Consider the following 18,174-nt stretch of genomic DNA (forward strand, 5'->3'; position numbering starts at 1 on the left):
TTGGTTTCCTTGTATCGAATGACTTATTCGAGGTTGGCGTGCAGCGCAAAACCTTTGGTTAAGCGATATCCCGTCGACTGCGCCAGATTCACAATCATGGCATCCCCCAGCACCATGACCGCCTCTTCAAACAGACTGCCGCCGGGCAGAATGCCTTTCACGTTATCGGGTCCATCCGGCAGTTTGTCGGTATAGGCCGGGATCCTGACCACCACCTCCGCCAGATTCCCCAGCGTGGACTCGGGGAAAATGGTCAGCAGGGCCACTGTGCCACCCAGTTGCTTCGCTTTCGTTGCCACATTCACCAGCGAAGCCGTTTCACCCGATGCGCTGGCCAGCAGCAGCAGGTCACCTTTTTGCAGCGCAGGCGTAACCACATCGCCGACAACATGCACCTTCAGGCCGATATGCATCAGGCGCATAGCAAAAGCTTTCAGCATTAACAGCGAACGCCCTGCGCCAAAAACAAATACAGCGTTCGCTTCAGCGATGGTCTGCTCCAGACGCGCCAGCGCAGCGTCATCAATCCGCGCCATCGCCTGATGCAGGTCGCTACAGGCTACGCCTGCAACAGATTGCGTTTCCATCATGCGTCCTCCTGACAGAGCGGGAATAAATCATCCTGATACTGGAGCATCCCCATGATTTCCCGGACATAGTTATCGACATGCCCCAGAAAGTGGAAACGTTCCGGCGCGGCGCGGTAGCGTTGGTAAAGCGGCGTATCGAAGGTGATGCCAAGATGCGGGTTCTCTTTGACGGTGGCGAATTTGATGCGCGGAATATGCGGGTAGTAGTGATTCTTGCGCACGCAGAGTTGCCCGTTCTCCTCCACGATGTAGCAGGCCATACCGTGATAAAACTGCACCGTGTCGTAGTGAACCGCGCAGGGTTTATACGCCAGGTTGCTGAACACCAGCGGCCCGTCGCCGATATTGATGGAGCAGTGGCCGTAATTCGGCGGCACGATAATGCTCTGCCCCTCCTTCACCACCGCCACGATAAGATCGTCCACCAGCAGATCTTTTGGCTCAACGGCAAAATCCGGCGACTTTTGCAGGATATATGCCGCAGTGCCCTTAATCACCTCATACACTTCCGGATGGGTGTTGCGCCGCGTGTCGTTATAGCCGTGATAATGGCCGCTGGTTTTCTTGCGCTCCTTGCCGATCGTTCCCGGCATGATGATGGTGATGTCGTACTGATACTGGTCGGCAGAAAGCCGCTCCTGATCCTCCGCAAAGCTCAGCCCGCGATAGACATCATAAGCCGGTTCATCACGCAGCGCCTCGGTGAACTCCGGTAAAACCACCGCCATCTGCCCGGCGCTTTTGCGACCAAAACCGAGATAGTTCAGCGGCGGTTTCAGCGCCATCACGCCGTCGTCATCGAGATACAGCGGCAGGCCGCCGTGGTGTAGCTGTTTCATTTTGCCTCCTGTGTATACGCGTTAGCTGCGCGGATCGCCTCTTTCAGCCGATCGGATTTCATGCCAAAGACGCTCTGAATGTTGTTCCCGACCTCAACGACGCCCGCCGCGCCCAGCTGTTTCAGCAGCGCTTTGTCCACCAGCGTCTTATCCATCACGTCAATGCGCAGACGTGACATGCAGGCTTCGATGCTGGTCATATTCCCCAGCCCGCCATAGGCCAGAATGATGCCGCTCACCAGGTCGTTATGTTCGCTTTCCTGCGTCACCGCGCTTTCTTCGACTTCACGCCCCGGCGTCAGCAAATTCCAGCGGCGGATGGCAAAGGTAAACAGGGCGTAGTACACCGCTCCCATCACCAGCCCGACTGGGAACACCATGTACCAGTGAGGCGCGCGCGGCAGGACGCCAAAGAACAGATAGTCAATAAGCCCGCCAGAGAAAGAGAGCCCGATATGCACGCTGAACCACTCCATCAGCAGGAACACCAGCCCCGCCAGGACGGCGTGAATGCCATACAGCACGGGCGCAACAAACAGGAAGGAGAACTCAATCGGCTCGGTGATGCCGCAGACGATGGAAGTGATCGCGCCAGAGAGCATAATGCCCTTCACCCGCGCTCTGTTTTCCGGGCTGGCGCAGCGGTAGATCGCCAGCGCAATCGCCGGAATACAGAACATCTTGATGGGCGTCAGCCCGGCCATAAAGGTTCCGGCGGTAATCGGCACCTGGTCTTTCAGCTGGGCAAAGAAGATGAGCTGGTCGCCATGCACCACCTGCCCGGCCTTGTTCACATACTCGCCAAACTGCAGCCAGAACGTCGGCCACCAGACATGGTTAAGACCAAACGGGATCAGCAGTCGCTCGACAAAACCGAACAGGAAGGCGGACACGCCCGTCCCCTGCACCGTCATGGTATTCGACAGGCCATTAATCAGATGCTGAACCGGCGGCCAGACCACCGCCATCACCAGCCCGACAAACAGCGCGGCGAAGGAGGTCACTATCGGCACAAAGCGCTTGCCGGAAAAGAACTCCAGCCATGACGGAAGCTGGATGCGGTAATAGCGTTTATACAGCCAGGCAGCGATAATCCCGATAATGATGCCACCAAACACGCCGGTCTGCAGCGAAGGGATGCCCAGCACCATCGTGTAGTCACGCACCTGCGCCACCGACTCGGGCGTGATCCCCAGAAACTGGCCGATGGTGACGTTCATAATCAGAAACCCGGCGATCGCCGACAACCCGGCAATCCCCTGGTCGTCACTGAGTCCCACCGCCACGCCGACCGCAAACAGCAGCGGCAGGTTAGCGAAAATCGCGCTGCCCGCTTCCGCCATCAGCTTCAGCACGTGAACCAGCCAGTCAGCGCCGAGAAACGGCAGGCTGGCGACAATATTGGGATCCTGAAAGCTGACGCCGAAGGCCAGCAAAATACCGGCGGCAGGCAGCATGGCAATGGGGATCATGAGCGATCGCCCGATGCTTTGTAACATTTGCAGAAGGTTGAATCTTTTCATCTCGATCTCCTGAGCGCGTCTTTATGACAGGGATTCGCTCAACAGCAGGTTCTGCTCCGAACACCTTCAGTATCCGAACCGGAGATGATTAAAAAAACAGCAACCGACGACGAAAGTTATTTCCGGTTTTCGCTTAAAACCGGAAAATTTATGAGGGCAATCACGCCGGAAACCGTCAGAAAGGGATAAAAGAGGAAATCGCGTTCGGTGGGAGGCCATCATATGAGTATCTTCGAGGCGCATTTTCGCAGGCTGCACGCCCGCTACGGCGCAGGTCAGACGCACGAATTACAGATGCAGGAGATCGCCGCCATCTTCGGCTGTTCAGTGCGTAATTGCCGGATTGCGCTGAAAAAGATGCATCAGGAAAAATGGCTCGACTGGCAGCCTCAGCGCGGACGTGGCAAGCGCTCACGGCTCCACCTGTTAACCTCGCCGGAAAAGCTGTTCAGCCAGAACGTCAATAAGCTGCTGGAGAAGCAGGATTACGGCAACGTGCTGCGGTTTATCGGTAACGACAAGTATCTGCTGGATCGCCTGAGCCTGTGGCGCTTTGGGGTACAGGATAAAAGCAGCGAAACGCGGGTACGCATCCCCTACTATCGCAATCTGGATCCGCTTAATCCGCTCGTTCCCCTACGGCGGACCGAACGCCATCTCCTGCGCCAGTGCCTGAGCGGGCTGACGCGCTATGACGCCGTTCAGGGCAGGATCGTTCCCGATATCGCCCACTACTGGACCCACAACGACGACTTTACCCGCTGGGAGTTCTGGCTGAAATCCACCGCCCGCTTTGCCGATGGCAGCGAACTGGATGCCAGTGCCGTTCAGCGCTGCCTGCTCGCCGCCAGCCAAAGCCCGCAGTTCTCCCCGCTTTTCAGCCCAATAAAAAGCATCACCGCTGACGCCCCCTGGCATCTGGTGATTGAAACGCACCATCCGGTCAAACGGCTCGACTGCCTGCTCGCCACCCAGCCGACGATGCTGTTTGATTACCAGCACGGACACATCCGCTGTACCGGCGCTTTCCACCTGCAGGAGCACAGCGACAACTTTATGGTTTTGCGGCGCAATCAACACTGGCATCAGGCGCGCCCCGGACTGGATGAGATCACCATTTTCACCTGGGCTCCGGAACATATCAGCATGAGCTTTATTCCCCTGCTGCGGGGTGAGGAGGCGCAGGATGACCGCCCGCTCAACGAGCGTAGTCTGGAGCAGGGGTGCTGTTTTGTGCTGCTCGACAGCGACGGAGCCTTTGCGGATGAGGCCGGAAGACGGTTTATCAATTACCTGCTGCAACCTGTCGAACTTCTCAGCCAGACGCAGCTTCCCGACGAATACGCGCGCATCCTCTCCGTTGCTCAGGGCATGCTGCCGCAGTGGAATCACCGCCCGGTGGATTTTGGCGGGATCACCGCGCCGTTTAACCTGCGTCAGCCGGTTATCATCAGCACCTTTCAGCAGCCGGAACTGGTGGAGCTTGCCGGGGCGATTCGCATCCTGCTTGAGCGCTGGCATATTCGCGCCGAAATACGGATCGACGCATTTGACCGCTTTAACAGCCAGCCGCGCCCTCCCGCGGATATCTGGCTCAGCAACTTTATGCTCGATACCCTTTCGGTTCCGGCGTTTCTGGAATGGCTGGCTTCCACCACTCTGTTTACGCGACTGCCTGAAGCCCAGCGACAAAACCTGAACGCCCTGTTGCCGACCATTCTGAACAGCGATGATGAACAGGCATTCGCCACCATTGCCGCCTTTTTCCATGAAATTACCCACCAGCGATATGTCATTCCTTTGCTACATCACTGGATGGAATTTGCGACCGAGAAGTCATTTACCTGGCGGGATTTAAATACGCTGGGATGGCCGGATTTCAGCCAACTTTGGCTCGAATAATGCACGCCCGCAAAAGCTCGCTAAAGGGCCTTTAAAGGCCTTTAAGGGTAAGGGAGAGAAGTGCGGGATTTGGGTTCGGGCAACGTTTGGTCATCTGTATGGGCAATTCCATCAAATCCATCCGCAACATCCTTTACTGTCTACCGATACCTACATTCAGAATGTCCTGTAGTCGTCACTAAAATACCCGCGCTAATCGTGGAAGCGGCCAAGCCCTTGCAGCCCATCCTGGTTATTTTCTTGCCTGCGAATGACCGTGAGTATTTGAAAGGCTGCGTCAGGAACTCCAGCCTGCATCTGGCTTATGTTCACACTAGCATCATTAGGGTGGGTTCTAGCGTGTGGGTGAACCCTTGGAAGAAGTTGTTTCAAACTACTGCTCCCTTTCTGTTTACTTGTACATTCAAAGCTGAGGCATAGTTTTAAACATGGTTAGTCCTAGAATACCCCCGGATAGGTTCACACGTTGCAGATGAAGGCAGCACTTACACCTGTATGTGTTTACCAAAGGGTACAGGTTACTAATGCCTCGCTCATTTTCTCTCACCCCTAAGAAGAATTAGTCCTTAAGGAATAAGATTAATATCCAAACATATAAACCTCAAAAATACTAACTTCGTGGTAAATCCAATTTTTATCCCCACAGGTGCTAAATTTTATCTCATATTCAGAAGGAGATGATAGAAAACTATATCTTTCACACGGTATCGAACTTCCCTTCCAAGCCATAATTGGTCAGTTATCTCTACCGTTTCAACACGTTTATTTTTATCAGTAAAACCAGCATAACTAATATCTGAAACATATTTTTTATAATCTTTTGTCAGTTTTGTAAAATCGTCGGTATCACAGTAAACAATAATAAATACCGGACTTAGCCCCTCATTATCATAAGATGAAATCTTATCCAAATGCCCACTAATAGTCCTTTTTTCAAGAGAGAAAAGGCGAAAAGCCTCAAAAATAGCAATTCGAGTATTATCACTGTGCTTAATAACACCATCTATTTCTCCGATACTTTGACCCGATGCTGATCGCCCCATCCTTTTCTGGTCACCAAAACCAATCCTGGCTTCAGACATGCGCATATCAAACAACGACGTAAACCAATCATTAATCAGATCCTCATTAGTAATCTGGTTGGTTATTGTACCTTTTGCTCTCCTACTAGCTTGAAGCTGAAGATTTTTTTTGCGCATCAAAAGTTCACGACCAATGCTGATAACCACATCTTTCAAGAAAATCTCAGTGGTTTGGCCATTCCCAATAATTTCGACATATTCGTTAAATTTACGGCTAACGATCAAACCGTATTGTTGGGCAAGTTGAAATGTACTATTCTTCTGTGACTCAACCATAGCCCTGAAAATACCAGTAACAACAGGTTCTTCAGGAAGAGCCTTATTTAACTTCTCAAGAAGTGGCATTAGACTAGTATCGTCGCCGATATCAGCATTTAATTTTCGATAATTATCAATGATCTGCTGTGCTGTCCAGACTTCGTTTCGTTCTACAAGAGTCAGGCAATATGGCAGCATTATTTCTTTAGTGTTACGCTGCTCAGGTGTTAATTTTCGCCAGAAAATATCAGCCTGATGTTGAAAATTCAGTTTCCGCATAACATCCAGTATTTGGCTTGCCCACTGAGTTCCAATATCTTCTGGTTTCGTCTCTTTAATAGATATGAGAAATTTATCAAGAGCGAGAGATAGAAGTGAAAGATCCCCCACTTTCTCGCCATATTCAACTCTTGCCACAAAAAGGGCAAAGGAATGGTGAAGACTCTTACTAGTCCTACAAAGGGACTCCATTATACTTACACTTTTCTCCGGATCGCTTTTATACAAGGCTATTGCACAAATGTAACGACTAAACTGGTCACATTCACAACACAAATTCTTAAAGTGGATGTTATTCTCAGATAAATCTATATTAGGTTTATTGAAAGTTATTAACTTCGAGGCTCTAATATATTCATCAGGGTTATCTTTTAATTCCATAAACAATCTTAAATGTTCATACTTATAAGCATATCCTTCCCATCGACAAATACGCTCTAGTAAATCAAGATTTTTCATACCTCTCAGTCGACTAAGAATAGGTTTTGCTGCCTGCAAGACCCCCCAAGCTAATTTTAAATGATTATTATCACATGCCGATATGAATGCTAATTCAAGATCATTGAGACCTAAATTTTCTTTATCCAGGTCTCGACGAGCTAAAATAATATCCTGCAAAACCTGCTCTCTAGCCAAGATATGACAATGGTCAAGCATGATGTACAAAGAGCTAACTGGAATTCTCTCTTTACACTGTTCAATAAAATCAACATAGAGATCATCGGGGATACTATTCAAAAAAACACTAAAGGCTACCCATAAATCCCTAGTATTATCAGTAATATATCTATCAAATATATATACCCTACCTTCCTGTTTTCCAAACCCATACGAACACACTATTTCTGTTACTTTTCGCCAAACCCTTTTCTGCTCAATGACATCAATTTTGCACTTAACAACACACATCAAAGTCTGCATGTAATGTCTTATAGCAGAAGCAACTGCCGACCAGTTTTCATTTTTATATGTCAGTGAATCTCTCCAATCTAATATCCTCACTGACATAGAAAGCAAAGGACTAGCTCCTTTTACTGCAATCAGACTTGCCCATGGTAAGGAGGCAAAAAAAGTACCAGGTTCAAGATCTCGGCGCTTTCCACTAAAACATTCTTCAAAGGCTGTTTGATAGAAGGTATACAAACAGGTACACAATTCATGCTGAATCTGTTTTTTATGGTTTCCCTCCAATTTTTCAATACGCTCAGCGAGCCAAAACCCAATATAATAAATGCTTCTTTCTCTAAGCCTCAAAACTCGTCGAGGTAGTTGCTCTTCTAATTGCTTAATGAAAGAACTGACCAATTGCAGCACACTCGCATCGTCAAGACGTTGCAGTAGGCAAGTTAACATTCTGTATTCTGGCGAATCAATATAATTATCATTATAGAAACTACATAAATCAGCGATATGATATGCAATCTTCAGTAAACGTTGTCCATTGGCATCACAACTCTCAATTGTTCGTAAATACTCTTTTAAAAGCGCTTCCCTGTAGGTTTTCTCAATACCCGCAGCCCCAGAATAACTGCTCAAGAGCGTATGAAGCGTTTCCCTACTAGTCAAATGAACTAAGGCTGTATCACAAGTATCGACGCGGGACAACAGAAATAGCATATACGTCCAGGCAAATCGTCGTGGTAGGATATTAAATAGGATGTGCCTTAAAACCGGATTGATTTTAGCCATTACAAGCAGATTTAATGAAAAAGACGAACCTCTGAGGCATTGTCTGTCAATGTAGATTGAATGAATCAAACACTCTTGGATCAACCATGTTAAGGGCATCGACAGTACAAGTTCATACCCGCGTTGCTCCCATTTTTCAAAAGCCTCCATTTCATCGGGGTCGTCTCCTGCAGGATACATATATAGCTCATCTAAATCCTGAGCCGTTATATTTCCAGTAGCTGATATTTCTGACTTCATTCCAATTTCAGGCATATCCTTATTCATGGATACATTAAATTGTATAGTTCGAGGCTCAACAAGTTGCCTGAAATATCGAGAATTTGTAACTTGTTTGAATATGGTTTTCAATGAATATGACGACGAGAGTTCTGATGATAAGAACCTTTCAATTTCTTCAAGAAAAATTTCTTCTTGCTTCTTTTCCAGAAGGCTAAATAGTACAGGAACAATGGCTCTTCCCTGTACTTGTATACAGAGCATCCAGCGTCTAAACGCCTCCTCCGCAGGATACATCTCAAGTAGAGTTTGCCAGAGATATGTACTATGAAGAGGTGTAAATTTTGAGGTCTCAGGTGCAACACTGACAGAGTCGTTTATCCCCATACATAGTGGTAGTAATGTTTCCAGAGAAACATTGCCAAATTCTTCAATTAATAGTGCTGTAAGTTCGCTAACATTTATGCAAAAGTGTGGTTCAATAAAACCATTCAGGCCAAGCCGTATCTGTTTAAGCTGTTCCGTTGTGTTCAAAATATCGATAATACTGTCATCGAGCACTTCTGTTTGCCAAGGATGTTGACAATATACACCACACCAGTCAGCGTAAAATGACAAAAATCCCGCATCCTCGAGGAAATCAAGCGAACAGTTAGTTTGTATAAAATGGTGCTTACCATCTTTACATGGCCAGCCTCTCGATCCAGATAATAGTTCAGCTATAGTTGTTTTGTTAAGTGCAGGGGTTGCCAAAGTGGCGTGTGCAAGATAGATCGCGAGCGCTCTGGCATGCTGATGCTCTTTGTAAGTCCAGAGTCTATCCCGAGTGAACACAGGTGGTTCATCAACCAATAATTTATGCAAAAGATACCAATTTGGGGAGTAATTATTCATTTTGTTCATCATCTCAGGATTCTTGCCTTTTGCTGATTGTACCCTAACTTAAAATGAATACTTATTTTCTCACTTACTGTAGTCCCTCAAGGTGATTATGGTTGTGAAATGCCCCTAGCTTATAGCCTGACAGTTCCTGAAATCCCCATCAGAATATTAAACGTCTACTCCAAGTAGATAGAGGTCTGAACGAAAGGCTATCAGATCAGCTAGAAGCGACAAACCTATGACGTCCACCCACATACCTCGACCAACACACAAACTCCTTCCCCCTAACAATCACACTAAAAATCAATAAATTATAAAAAACCCTTCCATATCAACACTATCACCACTCTTTTTGCGCCTTCCCCTTCGCGCAAAAAATCAAAATCTCCAACAAACTCAACCACCTCCCCCACCAATTACAAGGACGCCAGCCAAATTCTCCATCGGTGATTACCAGAGTCATCCGATGAAGTCCTAAGAGCCCGCACGGCGCAAGCCCAGCGGGCTTTTTTGTGCCTTGAATTTGTCCCGGCCAACTAGTTAAACCCGAACCTTTTAGGCCCATTGATAGGCCCAACGAAAAGCTCTATTGTTTTCGCTGGGCCTAAACGCATGGAGACTCCCCATGGCAAGAAAAACCAAGCCGTTAACCGATACGGAAATCAAAGCCGCCAAACCTAAAGATGCCGATTATCAGCTGTATGATGGTGACGGGTTTACTCTGTTAATCAAGTCCAGGGTCACTGACGCCCCAATATGGCTTACCGCCAGCGCCGATTGTTGAACACGTCAATGTCATCGAAGATATCTGCACAAACCAGATCCCGGGTTTTGTAGATCCGTTTTCTGATGCACTGCTTTTTCAGCGAACTGAAGCAAGGTCGTAGAAGTAAAACAGTACCGCTGGCAACTGGGGCATTTTCTCGCTTTAGCGAAGGTCGCCACTGTGCTTATATTCAGCTTATGACGTCAGCCGATAGTGCGACTGCACCAGACCCGAAGGGAAGCTGCGGCTGGATAATAGCGTCAAACCGATATCATGGGGCAGTTCTCCAAACAGCGGTTTTCCCGAACCAAGCAGGACAGGAACGGTAGTGATAACGATATCGGCGACCAGACCTTCGCGCAGGAACGACTGTATTAACTGCCCACCATCGATATAGACCCGGTGCACGTTCTTCTCCATCAGGTCAGCAAGAGCCTCCCTTGGCGTGCGGCATGAAAACTGCACTTTTCCCTTCAGCGCCTCGGGCACGGGGGTATCGGTTAGCTGCCGGGAAAGCACCAGTACGGGTCGATCATAAGGCCATTCGTCAAAAGTCAGCACCTTCTCATAGCTGCCTCGCCCCATAATGATCCAATCTTTGTCCGCAATGAATGCGGCATAGCCATGATCTTCTGTCGGGTCATCGCGCTTCAACAGCCAGTCGATATCGCCATCCTGTCGAGCGATATAACCATCAAGACTGACCGCGATGAAAACATGTGTGGTGACCATCAAGAGCTCCGTATTCAGGTTGCATATATCTCGTTGATTAGCAATGTCTGCTCCAGGCACAAAGCGAGCAAGTTACCTAAGCTGAAGGTCCGCTGTGAGCGAAAAGCGGACCTTTAGTTGCAAAAACCTTCGAAAGGCACAAGAACCAAGCCCTCAAACAGAGCATACGTTTCTGGCTAAATGGGACCATCAGATCATCAAATGTTGCTTCTCTCATGATCAATGAGCCATTCTTTACGAGAAATGCCACCACCATAACCGGTCATCTTTCCATCTTTTCCAATTATTCTATGACAAGGGATCACAATCGCAATCCGGTTTGCACCATTAGCAGCAGCGACTGCACGTACGGCATTTGGCTTATGAATCCGTAGTGAAATCGCCTGATAGTGTGAGGTCTCCCCATAGGGAACAGCACGCAACTCATGCCAGACGGATTGTTGAAAATCACTGCCCGGGGCATCTATAGAGAGTTCAAACTGTCGGCGAGTTCCGGCAAAATACTCGCTCATTTCTTTGACTGTCTGCCGCGTATGGCTGTTTTCTCCGGTGACAATTCTGGCGTTAAATAAACGCTGGATATCGCGAAATTCCGTTTCTAACATCCGGCGATCGGTAAATTCCAGCAGGCAGATTCCCCGCTCTGTCGCACAGACAAACATAGGCCCCAGCGTCGTGGTAAACCGGTGAATGACAATCACCTGGGTTGCATGAGTTGGAGCTGCTCCAGTAAGCCGCTTGTAGGTATAACCAAACCCGCTCAGGGATTCATAGCCATTGTCCAGAGCAACGTCAGTCGCCGCTCGTCCGCTTTTCAGCTCCTGCAGGGCAATGTTCACCCGCTGCATTCGCTGGAAAGCCTGAAAAGTGATGCCGTGATGTTGCAGGAACCAGCGTCTTACCCGCTCCGGACTGATTCCATGCTGACGAAGCTCCGCGTCAGCCACACGGGATTTCATATCGCGCCTGACAAGCGCAAGCGCCTGTTCAACAAATAATGGCGCGCTGTGCGCATTTTCAGCAGGTCTGCAGACCTTACAGGGACGAAAGCCTGCCGCCAGGGCAGATTTGGCATCTTTATAAAATTCGACATTTTCGCGTTTGGGCTTTCGTGCCCGGCATACAGAAATGCAGAATACGCCAGTGGTTTTGACGCCAACAAAAAACACGCCGGTATATTCTGAAGCACGTTCAAGCAATGCCTGATACCAGGTATCACACAAATTCTTATCGGTTATTTTCATCACCAAAAAGTCCTTCAAACGTCTGACTCGACCGGATCGTATGCATTACATCAGTCAGCGTTGACTGAATGGCCGAATGAACAAAATTGCCCATTGAAATGCGGCTTACCCCGGCCAGTTTCAGCCTACCGAACGACGGAAGATCAGGCATACACATGACATTCAGAGGCAGACCCGTTGCCTCTGCAATGAGGCTGATGTCTTTCTCTGACGTCAGGCAGGGAACAAAAAGGCCGTCAGCACCTGCAGCTTTATAGCTCTGACCCCGTAATAACGTTTCCTGCAACGCGCTTTCATGACCGAGCAGGTACGTATCGGTCCGGATGTTCAGAAACAGGTTATAATTTTCGCTTCTCAGCACATTGCATACTGTTCTCAGATTACGGGAAAAGTCAGATGCATCGTCAAGCTGACGAACCCCATTAACGACTCTGCTGTCTTCAAGGTTTACGCCTGATACGCCTATCTGTGCGAGGCGCTTGAGATTGGCTGTTATCTCTTCGGCTGAATCACCATACCCTGCTTCCATGTCAACGCTCAATGGCAGGTTGCTGACAGCCCGGATACGTGTGACCAAATAAAATAATTCATTAAACGACATGCCCTGCCCGTCTTCATATCCCAGTGTAGCCGCTATTGCTGCACTGGACGTTCCCAGAGCCTGATAACCTGCTCTTTGCGCTGCGACAGCGCTGGCGGCGTCCCAAACGTTAGCGATAAGAAGAGGTTGGTGCTGGTTGTGGAGTTCTGCAAAATTCATATTCATTTCCTCTCAATAGATTGAAAATGAATCTAAGCATTCAGTAAAAACCTCACAACCGAAATTCAGACGACCATTTTTAAGCAAAGTGAGTCTGTTCTTCGGAGCTGGGCGTAACCTTTCAAGGTCTGCTCATGGCACAGGTCTGCTGTTGCAGCCCTGACAAATTAAACTTCAATAGACTCAGATATCTCCAGGGCATCATCCACTTCAATATCGAGATAACGGACTGTACTTTCGAGTTTTTTGTGACCTGACAGTAGCTGGAGCAATCGAAGATTCTTCGTTTTTTTAAAGATCAGATATGGCTTGGTTCTTCGCATAGAATGCGTACTGTACAGAGTCTCGTCGAGACCCAGCTTATTAATCCCATCCATGAAAAATACGGTTATATTGCCTGGTTGAGATATGTCGTGAAGGACCGACGCGGGACTGGAAAAGATAGTCGCTACTACGTAGATGAGCCATTTTGATCCACGCTGCTACAGCCTCTCTGGTTCCCTTAGTCAGTTCAAACTGAACGGGGCTTCCCGTTTTTTGCTGCAGCATTGTCGCTCTGCCCGAAACAGAATGCCCATAGGCCACATCAGAAACTTTTAGCTTAACCAGCAGCCCCGAAGTTTACAGTCCAGAGCCATGTTAAACAGAGCTAAATCGCGTACTTTTCCTTCCAGCTCAAGTCTGATACGGATTCCGCAGATATGAGAGATCTGAAGAGGCCGTTTCTGGCCAATAATACGGCCCTTGTTTCAGGGGGATGTTGTCATGTTCAATCTCCTTTGGGTTAGGAGATGTGATTATGGTTGTCCCATATGAGCGAGGAGCGGATATTGTAACTTTCGCATGCTGATTTTGAGACAGGATGGCTTTCACTTGGATGGTATTGTGTAAGCCGTCATAGCATGTGCATAATATCTTTCTTCAGCGACTAATTATTCATCATAAAATCGATATTATCGCAGAGGACAGACGTTTCTGGTCACATTGTGTCTACAAGGGGAAACTGAAAATGAGATTTATAACATTGTTTACATTGCTTTTCGCTCTTCCCCTCCATGCCGAAGACCATGATTATGGTCCTCCCATCTCCAGATGCTTGAACAAACATACTATTCCCTATATTAACACGACGATTCCTGCTGAGAATATTGTTAATAATGCTTATAAGGAGTGCGAGGATATTATTAATCAATGGAATAATGAGCGTGCATCCTTGCCCAAGGAAATGGTAATCAAGCAGAATAAGGAATTTAGAGAGATGTATGTCAGGATGATTGATATCCGTAGGAAAACCGATGCTAACAAAAGATGAACGCTTTGTTTTGCTTTATTTCGTAAAGTAGCGCTCTTGGGGCCAGGTAAAATCTCGCGTTAAGCTTTCCTGAAAGGCAGCTTTGAGCGAAGAGCGGAAGTAGTCACTTTTGTGGTCTGCTCTCACGAAAGTGACTACAGGAACAGTTGCAATTCATATTAACCATTCAGTTGGCAGACAATTAGCTAGGGTGTAACCTGTCTAACTCAGCGAAAAGGAAGAGCTATGAGCTAAGCTATGAAAAAATACAAAAGCACCGGAGTAACAGGAAGAGCAGGTGAGCTATATTTTGCTTATTGGATAGTTCGCTATTTTAATTGGCCTTGCCGATTGCTTGATATTGATGTTGGCATAGATGCTCAAGTTGAAATTTTTGAAGATGAAATATCAACTGGGGACTTTTTTGCGGTTCAAATTAAATCAACGGTTGGAAACACCCCTGATATACAGATCGATCTATCTGACTTTATGTACTGGCAACAGTTAGAAACTCAAGTTGTTTTGGTCTCCATCGTAATGGCGGATAGCCATAATGATCCTGAGATGTTCTGGAAGCCATTTTCAAAAGAATGTCTGGATGAAATAGTTCAAGAAATACCCTCAAAAGGACACCAGTCCAAAAAAGTCACCTTCACAGATTCAGATAAATTATGTGTTGAATCCAAAAATTCCTGGAGGATGGCAATGCTTTCAGAATCCGACAAAGATCTGATAAGGCTCGCCAAATCATTATTAGATGATTTAGAACAACATGACTTAGATAATTTTGTAGAGGAAGACTATTACCTCCAAGATGAACACAAGGACTATATAACTTTTAATAGCGAAATTGACATATTCAACCATCATTTTATCGATTATGAAAAGCTGAAAGATGCTGTATCTCATGATAGAAGGCTGGTGCTAAGAGCTCCCCTTATAGAAGAAGCTATCGATTACTTTGAGAATAACGAGGCGATATTGCTTTATATGTTCAATCATGCTTTTAATTGGATTAAGGGCGACCGAACTCCAAATGAAATACTGCCCCAAACATTGAGTCGTGAAATTAGACGGCAGACAAAAGATTGGGTTTATCACATGACGGGTTATTAAAGGGCGCAGTTGAGCCCTAATTAATTAGGCCGCGTTCTGCATCATTATTTCAGCAATCTGATGTCGATATTCACTTACACCACTAAATATTTGACACATGTTTACCAAACATGTGACCAGCTCACCATAAATTAATATATCGCGAGGTAAGTAACGTCTGTTCCTGGCACAGAGCGGCCTGTTTGTAAGACCAGTCAGATCTGTTATAAGCGACAAGCCTACATCTTCCACCAGAGCCTCTACCAACACGCAAAATCCCGCCCCCAACAATCAATTTAAAAATCAATCAGATACAAAAATCCCTTCCATATCAACATGATCGCCACTCTTTTTGCGCCTTCCCTTCCTCGCAAAAAATCAAAATCCCTAACAAACTCAACCGCCTCCCCCACCCATTACAAGGACGCAGATTACAGCCGCTCGGTCCATTTACTCAACCGCGACTGGGGTTTACCGTCGGCACTCACTGCACGACCGTCCGGCAGCCAGCGCTCAGTCTCTTTTGTCAGCTTCCCGCAATCATAATATTGCCGCAGCGCCCGTGCGCCGTCGGGATAAAACTGTTCGCTGCACTGATGCCTCAGACCATGTTGCCACTGCTCGCGCAGGTGCAGCGCGCCGGAGGGGTAAAAGATGCGACATTCGCCATGCAGTTCGCCGTCATGCCAGTGTTCTTCCCGCACCAGCATTCCTTCTGGCGAATAATAGCGTGCGACGCCGTGAAGCCTACCGTACTGAAACACCTGTTCCAGCGCCAGTTGTCCGTTAGGGTGCCAGTTCTCCATTTTGCCGTGCAGTAACCCCTGCTGATAACGCAGGATCGCCAGCAGTCGACCACGCTCTTCAATGCGCGTCTCGCCGTTAAGCAGGCCGCCGCTCAGCCCGGCCTGAATGCGGGTACGATCCTGCTGAAGCTCCAGCGTTTCGTTCATCACGTCTCCGTCAGTTGATCTTCACCATCCCGCCTTTAATAATCAGCATGCCGCCACCGTCCACGGTCTGGGTGGCGCTGGCTTTGCTGGTCAGGGTCGCTTTTGCTTCCTGACTGATGGTTGCCGCTTTCTGGGTCAACGAGGCTTTTGCTTCACTGGCGATGTTGGTCGCGTCCAGCTTCAGGCTGCCCGAGGCGCTGGCGTTAAGATCCGCCCCGCTTTTCACTTTCAGGGTTTTGCCGCTCTCCAGGGTTAGCGTGCCGCTGACCTTGATGGTCAAATTGCCGTCGACGTTAAGCGTGTAGTCGCCCTTCACCTTATGTGTGTCGTTGCCGTCGATGGCATGTTCCTGATCGCCCTTCACCGCCACGCTACGCTTGTCCTTCACCTCCAGGATGTCGCTGCCCTTCTCAATTTTCACCGTGCGGTTGCCCTTTTTCAGGGTGACGGTTTCGTTACCCTCTTCAACTGTGCGGGTGCGATCGTTTTTTACGCTCTGAATTTCATCGTGGCTGATAGTCGTTTTGCTGTCGTTGAGCACCGTAAGCTGGAAATCTCTCTGCGCCTGTATCGCCAGCAGCTCGGCGTCTTTTTTATCGTCAAAGCGCAGTTCGTTAAAACCTTTTGCGCTGTGGGTTTTAATGCCGGACTGGGTCTGGTTCGCCGGAAGGGCATACGGCAGTGCATTCGCGCCGTTGTACACGCAGCCGGTAATGAGTGGCTTATCCGGGTCGCCGTCGATAAAGCTCACCACCACTTCCTGGCCAATGCGCGGGATAAACTGCGTACCAAAGCCGTTGCCGCTCCAGGCGGTAGCCACCCGCAACCAGCAGGAGCTGGTTTCGTCGTTTTTGCCTTCTCTGTCCCACGAGAACTGCACTTTTACCCGCCCGAGCTTATCGGTCCAGATCTCCTCGCCACTTTTGCCGACCACCACCGCCGTTTGCGTATGCATAAAGGGCTGCGGCGTCACGGCGAGCGGGCGATACGGCGTGGCCTTTGGAATGGCGGTAAAGCGGTTGCGATAGCGTTCACCATCGTATTCATGACTGACAGCGGTGACCAGCCAGTCGATGTTCAGAGATTTGTCGTCGTGATCGATCAAGGTAAACCAGTGTCCGGCCATCAGCGCCGCGCAGTCGCTTTCACCCACCAGCTGTTTCGCCTGCGCCTTCAGGGCATTGGCCTTCCACGCCGCCAGCGCGTCGCCCTGCGCTTTTTCACTAAACCTGCCGGGGTGCTGATACTGCATGCCGCCCTTCTTCTCACCGGCCAGGGCGAACAGCGCGGCTTTCGGCTGCTCGTAGTTATAATCGCTGCTCTGGAAGCCCTGTGCGGTGGCCTGTAAACGCAACTGCACCGAGCGAATCGCCCCGGTTTCCCGTGTGCCGCTTGCTGCCGCCTGATACTTCACCTTTTTGTCGCCGGGAATGGGCGGAAAGGCGCTGTTGTCATCCGCCAGCACCAGCGTGTGCTTACCTTGCGCATGAGTGAAGAACCAGAAGATCCCCTCCTGCTCCAGCAGTCGCGAGACAAAATTAAAATCGCTTTCGTTGTATTGCAGGCAATATTCCCGCTTTAATGGTGTGGTCTTGAGCTGAAATTTGTAGTCGGTAAACCCACCGTCTTTAAAGACCTTCTCGACAATCTCCTGCGCACTGAGGTTCTGAAAGACGCGGTTATTGCTGGCGAGCGTCAGCCACCATAGCCAGGGGCGCAGGACAAACTGGTAGCGATCGGCGTTGCTGGTCGCCGGAAGCTGGTGCGCTTCGGCAATCAGTCCGTCGTAATCGGCATTGTTAAGCGTCGTTGTTAGATGGGTTGCCAGTGAAGCGTCTAAGGTTAACGGCGCGGAGGTGGTCACGGCGATGGTGGCGGTGGTCAGGCCATTAAGCTGTGATTCGGTTTGCGCGGTTGTGGCGGTAAGACCGGTCAGGGTTGGGGCGGTAAGTTTTATGATGGTGGTATCGGGCATGGGAAATTCCTTTTATATTTGTAGAGTACGTCATGCCCGGTGGCGCTACGCTTAAGCGGGCCTACAGAATATGCAGTCTGTGTAGGCCGGATAAG

Annotated in this window: 12 protein-coding genes and 3 pseudogenes; 4 read left to right on the forward strand and 11 right to left on the reverse strand. The window is 48.8% G+C overall.

Annotated elements, in window-relative coordinates; all coding sequences use genetic code 11:
• Positions 1 to 23: 23 nt before the first annotated feature.
• The 3 genes from hxlB to ptsG are packed head-to-tail and all read right to left on the reverse strand — an operon-like array spanning position 24 to position 2,952.
• Entirely contained in the window at positions 24 to 587 is a 564-nt protein-coding gene (hxlB, locus tag OOJ60_RS05925) for a 6-phospho-3-hexuloisomerase (protein ID WP_042289031.1), read from the reverse strand.
• Positions 587 to 1,429, reverse strand: coding sequence for a glucose-6-phosphate isomerase family protein (locus tag OOJ60_RS05930; protein ID WP_205612230.1), 843 nt, complete (start codon positions 1,427 to 1,429; stop codon positions 587 to 589). Before OOJ60_RS05930 ends, hxlB begins: the two co-directional genes overlap by 1 nt.
• A complete protein-coding gene (gene ptsG, locus OOJ60_RS05935; protein ID WP_042288362.1) occupies positions 1,426 to 2,952 on the reverse strand; it encodes a glucose-specific PTS transporter subunit IIBC in 1,527 nt (508 codons plus the stop codon). The genes OOJ60_RS05930 and ptsG overlap by 4 nt, the downstream gene beginning before the upstream one ends.
• A 222-nt stretch (positions 2,953 to 3,174) precedes the next feature.
• Here ptsG and OOJ60_RS05940 point away from each other — a divergent pair, with 222 nt between their 5' ends.
• Complete coding sequence (locus tag OOJ60_RS05940) at positions 3,175 to 4,854, forward strand: SgrR family transcriptional regulator (RefSeq protein ID WP_042288366.1); 1,680 nt, start codon at positions 3,175 to 3,177, stop codon at positions 4,852 to 4,854.
• Positions 4,855 to 5,510: 656 nt separating this feature from the next.
• On the opposite strand, the gene OOJ60_RS05945 is transcribed toward OOJ60_RS05940, so the two are convergent.
• Positions 5,511 to 9,287, reverse strand: coding sequence for a hypothetical protein (locus OOJ60_RS05945; protein ID WP_205612231.1), 3,777 nt, complete (start codon positions 9,285 to 9,287; stop codon positions 5,511 to 5,513).
• Positions 9,288 to 9,888: 601 nt separating this feature from the next.
• Between OOJ60_RS05945 and OOJ60_RS05950 the strand changes: the two are divergent.
• Positions 9,889 to 9,999 (forward strand): annotated as a pseudogene (locus tag OOJ60_RS05950) (hypothetical protein); the annotation flags it as partial.
• A gap of 25 nt (positions 10,000 to 10,024) precedes the next feature.
• Here the strand turns inward: OOJ60_RS05950 and OOJ60_RS05955 are convergent.
• From OOJ60_RS05955 to OOJ60_RS05975, 5 genes and pseudogenes are all read right to left on the reverse strand, one after another.
• Positions 10,025 to 10,138, reverse strand: a pseudogene (locus OOJ60_RS05955) (IS3 family transposase); the annotation flags it as partial.
• An 86-nt stretch (positions 10,139 to 10,224) separates the two neighbouring features.
• The gene (locus OOJ60_RS05960) at positions 10,225 to 10,761 is read right to left on the reverse strand and encodes a dihydrofolate reductase family protein (protein ID WP_042288374.1); all 537 of its coding nucleotides are present in this window, start codon (positions 10,759 to 10,761) and stop codon (positions 10,225 to 10,227) included.
• Between the two features lie 197 nt (positions 10,762 to 10,958).
• Positions 10,959 to 12,005: a bifunctional transcriptional activator/DNA repair enzyme AdaA gene (locus OOJ60_RS05965; protein ID WP_205612402.1), complete on the reverse strand. Its 1,047-nt coding sequence runs from the start codon at positions 12,003 to 12,005 to the stop codon at positions 10,959 to 10,961.
• The gene (locus OOJ60_RS05970) at positions 11,989 to 12,765 is read right to left on the reverse strand and encodes an isocitrate lyase/PEP mutase family protein (RefSeq protein WP_205612232.1); all 777 of its coding nucleotides are present in this window, start codon (positions 12,763 to 12,765) and stop codon (positions 11,989 to 11,991) included. Before OOJ60_RS05970 ends, OOJ60_RS05965 begins: the two co-directional genes overlap by 17 nt.
• Positions 12,766 to 12,932: 167 nt before the next feature.
• A pseudogene (locus OOJ60_RS05975) lies at positions 12,933 to 13,502 on the reverse strand (tyrosine-type recombinase/integrase).
• A gap of 272 nt (positions 13,503 to 13,774) precedes the next feature.
• On the opposite strand from OOJ60_RS05975, the gene OOJ60_RS05980 reads away from it, so the two are divergent.
• Positions 13,775 to 14,077 carry a hypothetical protein gene (locus OOJ60_RS05980; RefSeq protein WP_205612233.1) on the forward strand — a complete coding sequence of 101 codons (303 nt, stop codon included), beginning with the start codon at positions 13,775 to 13,777 and terminating at the stop codon, positions 14,075 to 14,077.
• A gap of 237 nt (positions 14,078 to 14,314) precedes the next feature.
• Positions 14,315 to 15,172, forward strand: coding sequence for a DUF4365 domain-containing protein (locus OOJ60_RS05985; protein WP_205612234.1), 858 nt, complete (start codon positions 14,315 to 14,317; stop codon positions 15,170 to 15,172).
• Positions 15,173 to 15,582: 410 nt separating this feature from the next.
• Here OOJ60_RS05985 and OOJ60_RS05990 read toward each other — a convergent pair whose 3' ends face one another.
• Both OOJ60_RS05990 and OOJ60_RS05995 read right to left on the reverse strand, forming a co-directional pair.
• The gene (locus tag OOJ60_RS05990; RefSeq protein ID WP_200035321.1) at positions 15,583 to 16,104 is read right to left on the reverse strand and encodes a toxin-antitoxin system YwqK family antitoxin; all 522 of its coding nucleotides are present in this window, start codon (positions 16,102 to 16,104) and stop codon (positions 15,583 to 15,585) included.
• 10 nt (positions 16,105 to 16,114) lie between these two features.
• Positions 16,115 to 18,079 (reverse strand): type VI secretion system Vgr family protein, encoded by a 1,965-nt coding sequence (locus tag OOJ60_RS05995; protein WP_205612235.1) that lies wholly within the window; start codon positions 18,077 to 18,079, stop codon positions 16,115 to 16,117.
• Positions 18,080 to 18,174 lie beyond the last annotated feature (95 nt).

This window comes from Citrobacter sp. R4 (assembly GCF_026719175.1).
In the GTDB taxonomy this organism is placed as follows: Bacteria; Pseudomonadota; Gammaproteobacteria; order Enterobacterales; family Enterobacteriaceae; genus Citrobacter_A; species Citrobacter_A sedlakii.

Bases quoted from the DNA above. Each gene is read 5' to 3' on its own strand.
- OOJ60_RS05985 (WP_205612234.1), top strand. From the start codon at position 14,315: ATGAAAAAATACAAAAGCACCGGAGTAACAGGAAGAGCAGGTGAGCTA.
- OOJ60_RS05965 (WP_205612402.1), bottom strand. From the start codon at position 12,005: ATGAAAATAACCGATAAGAATTTGTGTGATACCTGGTATCAGGCATTG.
- OOJ60_RS05940 (WP_042288366.1), top strand. From the start codon at position 3,175: ATGAGTATCTTCGAGGCGCATTTTCGCAGGCTGCACGCCCGCTACGGC.
- ptsG (WP_042288362.1), bottom strand. From the start codon at position 2,952: ATGAAAAGATTCAACCTTCTGCAAATGTTACAAAGCATCGGGCGATCG.
- hxlB (WP_042289031.1), bottom strand. From the start codon at position 587: ATGGAAACGCAATCTGTTGCAGGCGTAGCCTGTAGCGACCTGCATCAG.
- OOJ60_RS05960 (WP_042288374.1), bottom strand. From the start codon at position 10,761: ATGGTCACCACACATGTTTTCATCGCGGTCAGTCTTGATGGTTATATC.
- OOJ60_RS05995 (WP_205612235.1), bottom strand. From the start codon at position 18,079: ATGCCCGATACCACCATCATAAAACTTACCGCCCCAACCCTGACCGGT.
- OOJ60_RS05970 (WP_205612232.1), bottom strand. From the start codon at position 12,765: ATGAATTTTGCAGAACTCCACAACCAGCACCAACCTCTTCTTATCGCT.
- OOJ60_RS05930 (WP_205612230.1), bottom strand. From the start codon at position 1,429: ATGAAACAGCTACACCACGGCGGCCTGCCGCTGTATCTCGATGACGAC.
- OOJ60_RS05990 (WP_200035321.1), bottom strand. From the start codon at position 16,104: ATGAACGAAACGCTGGAGCTTCAGCAGGATCGTACCCGCATTCAGGCC.
- OOJ60_RS05980 (WP_205612233.1), top strand. From the start codon at position 13,775: ATGAGATTTATAACATTGTTTACATTGCTTTTCGCTCTTCCCCTCCAT.
- OOJ60_RS05945 (WP_205612231.1), bottom strand. From the start codon at position 9,287: ATGATGAACAAAATGAATAATTACTCCCCAAATTGGTATCTTTTGCAT.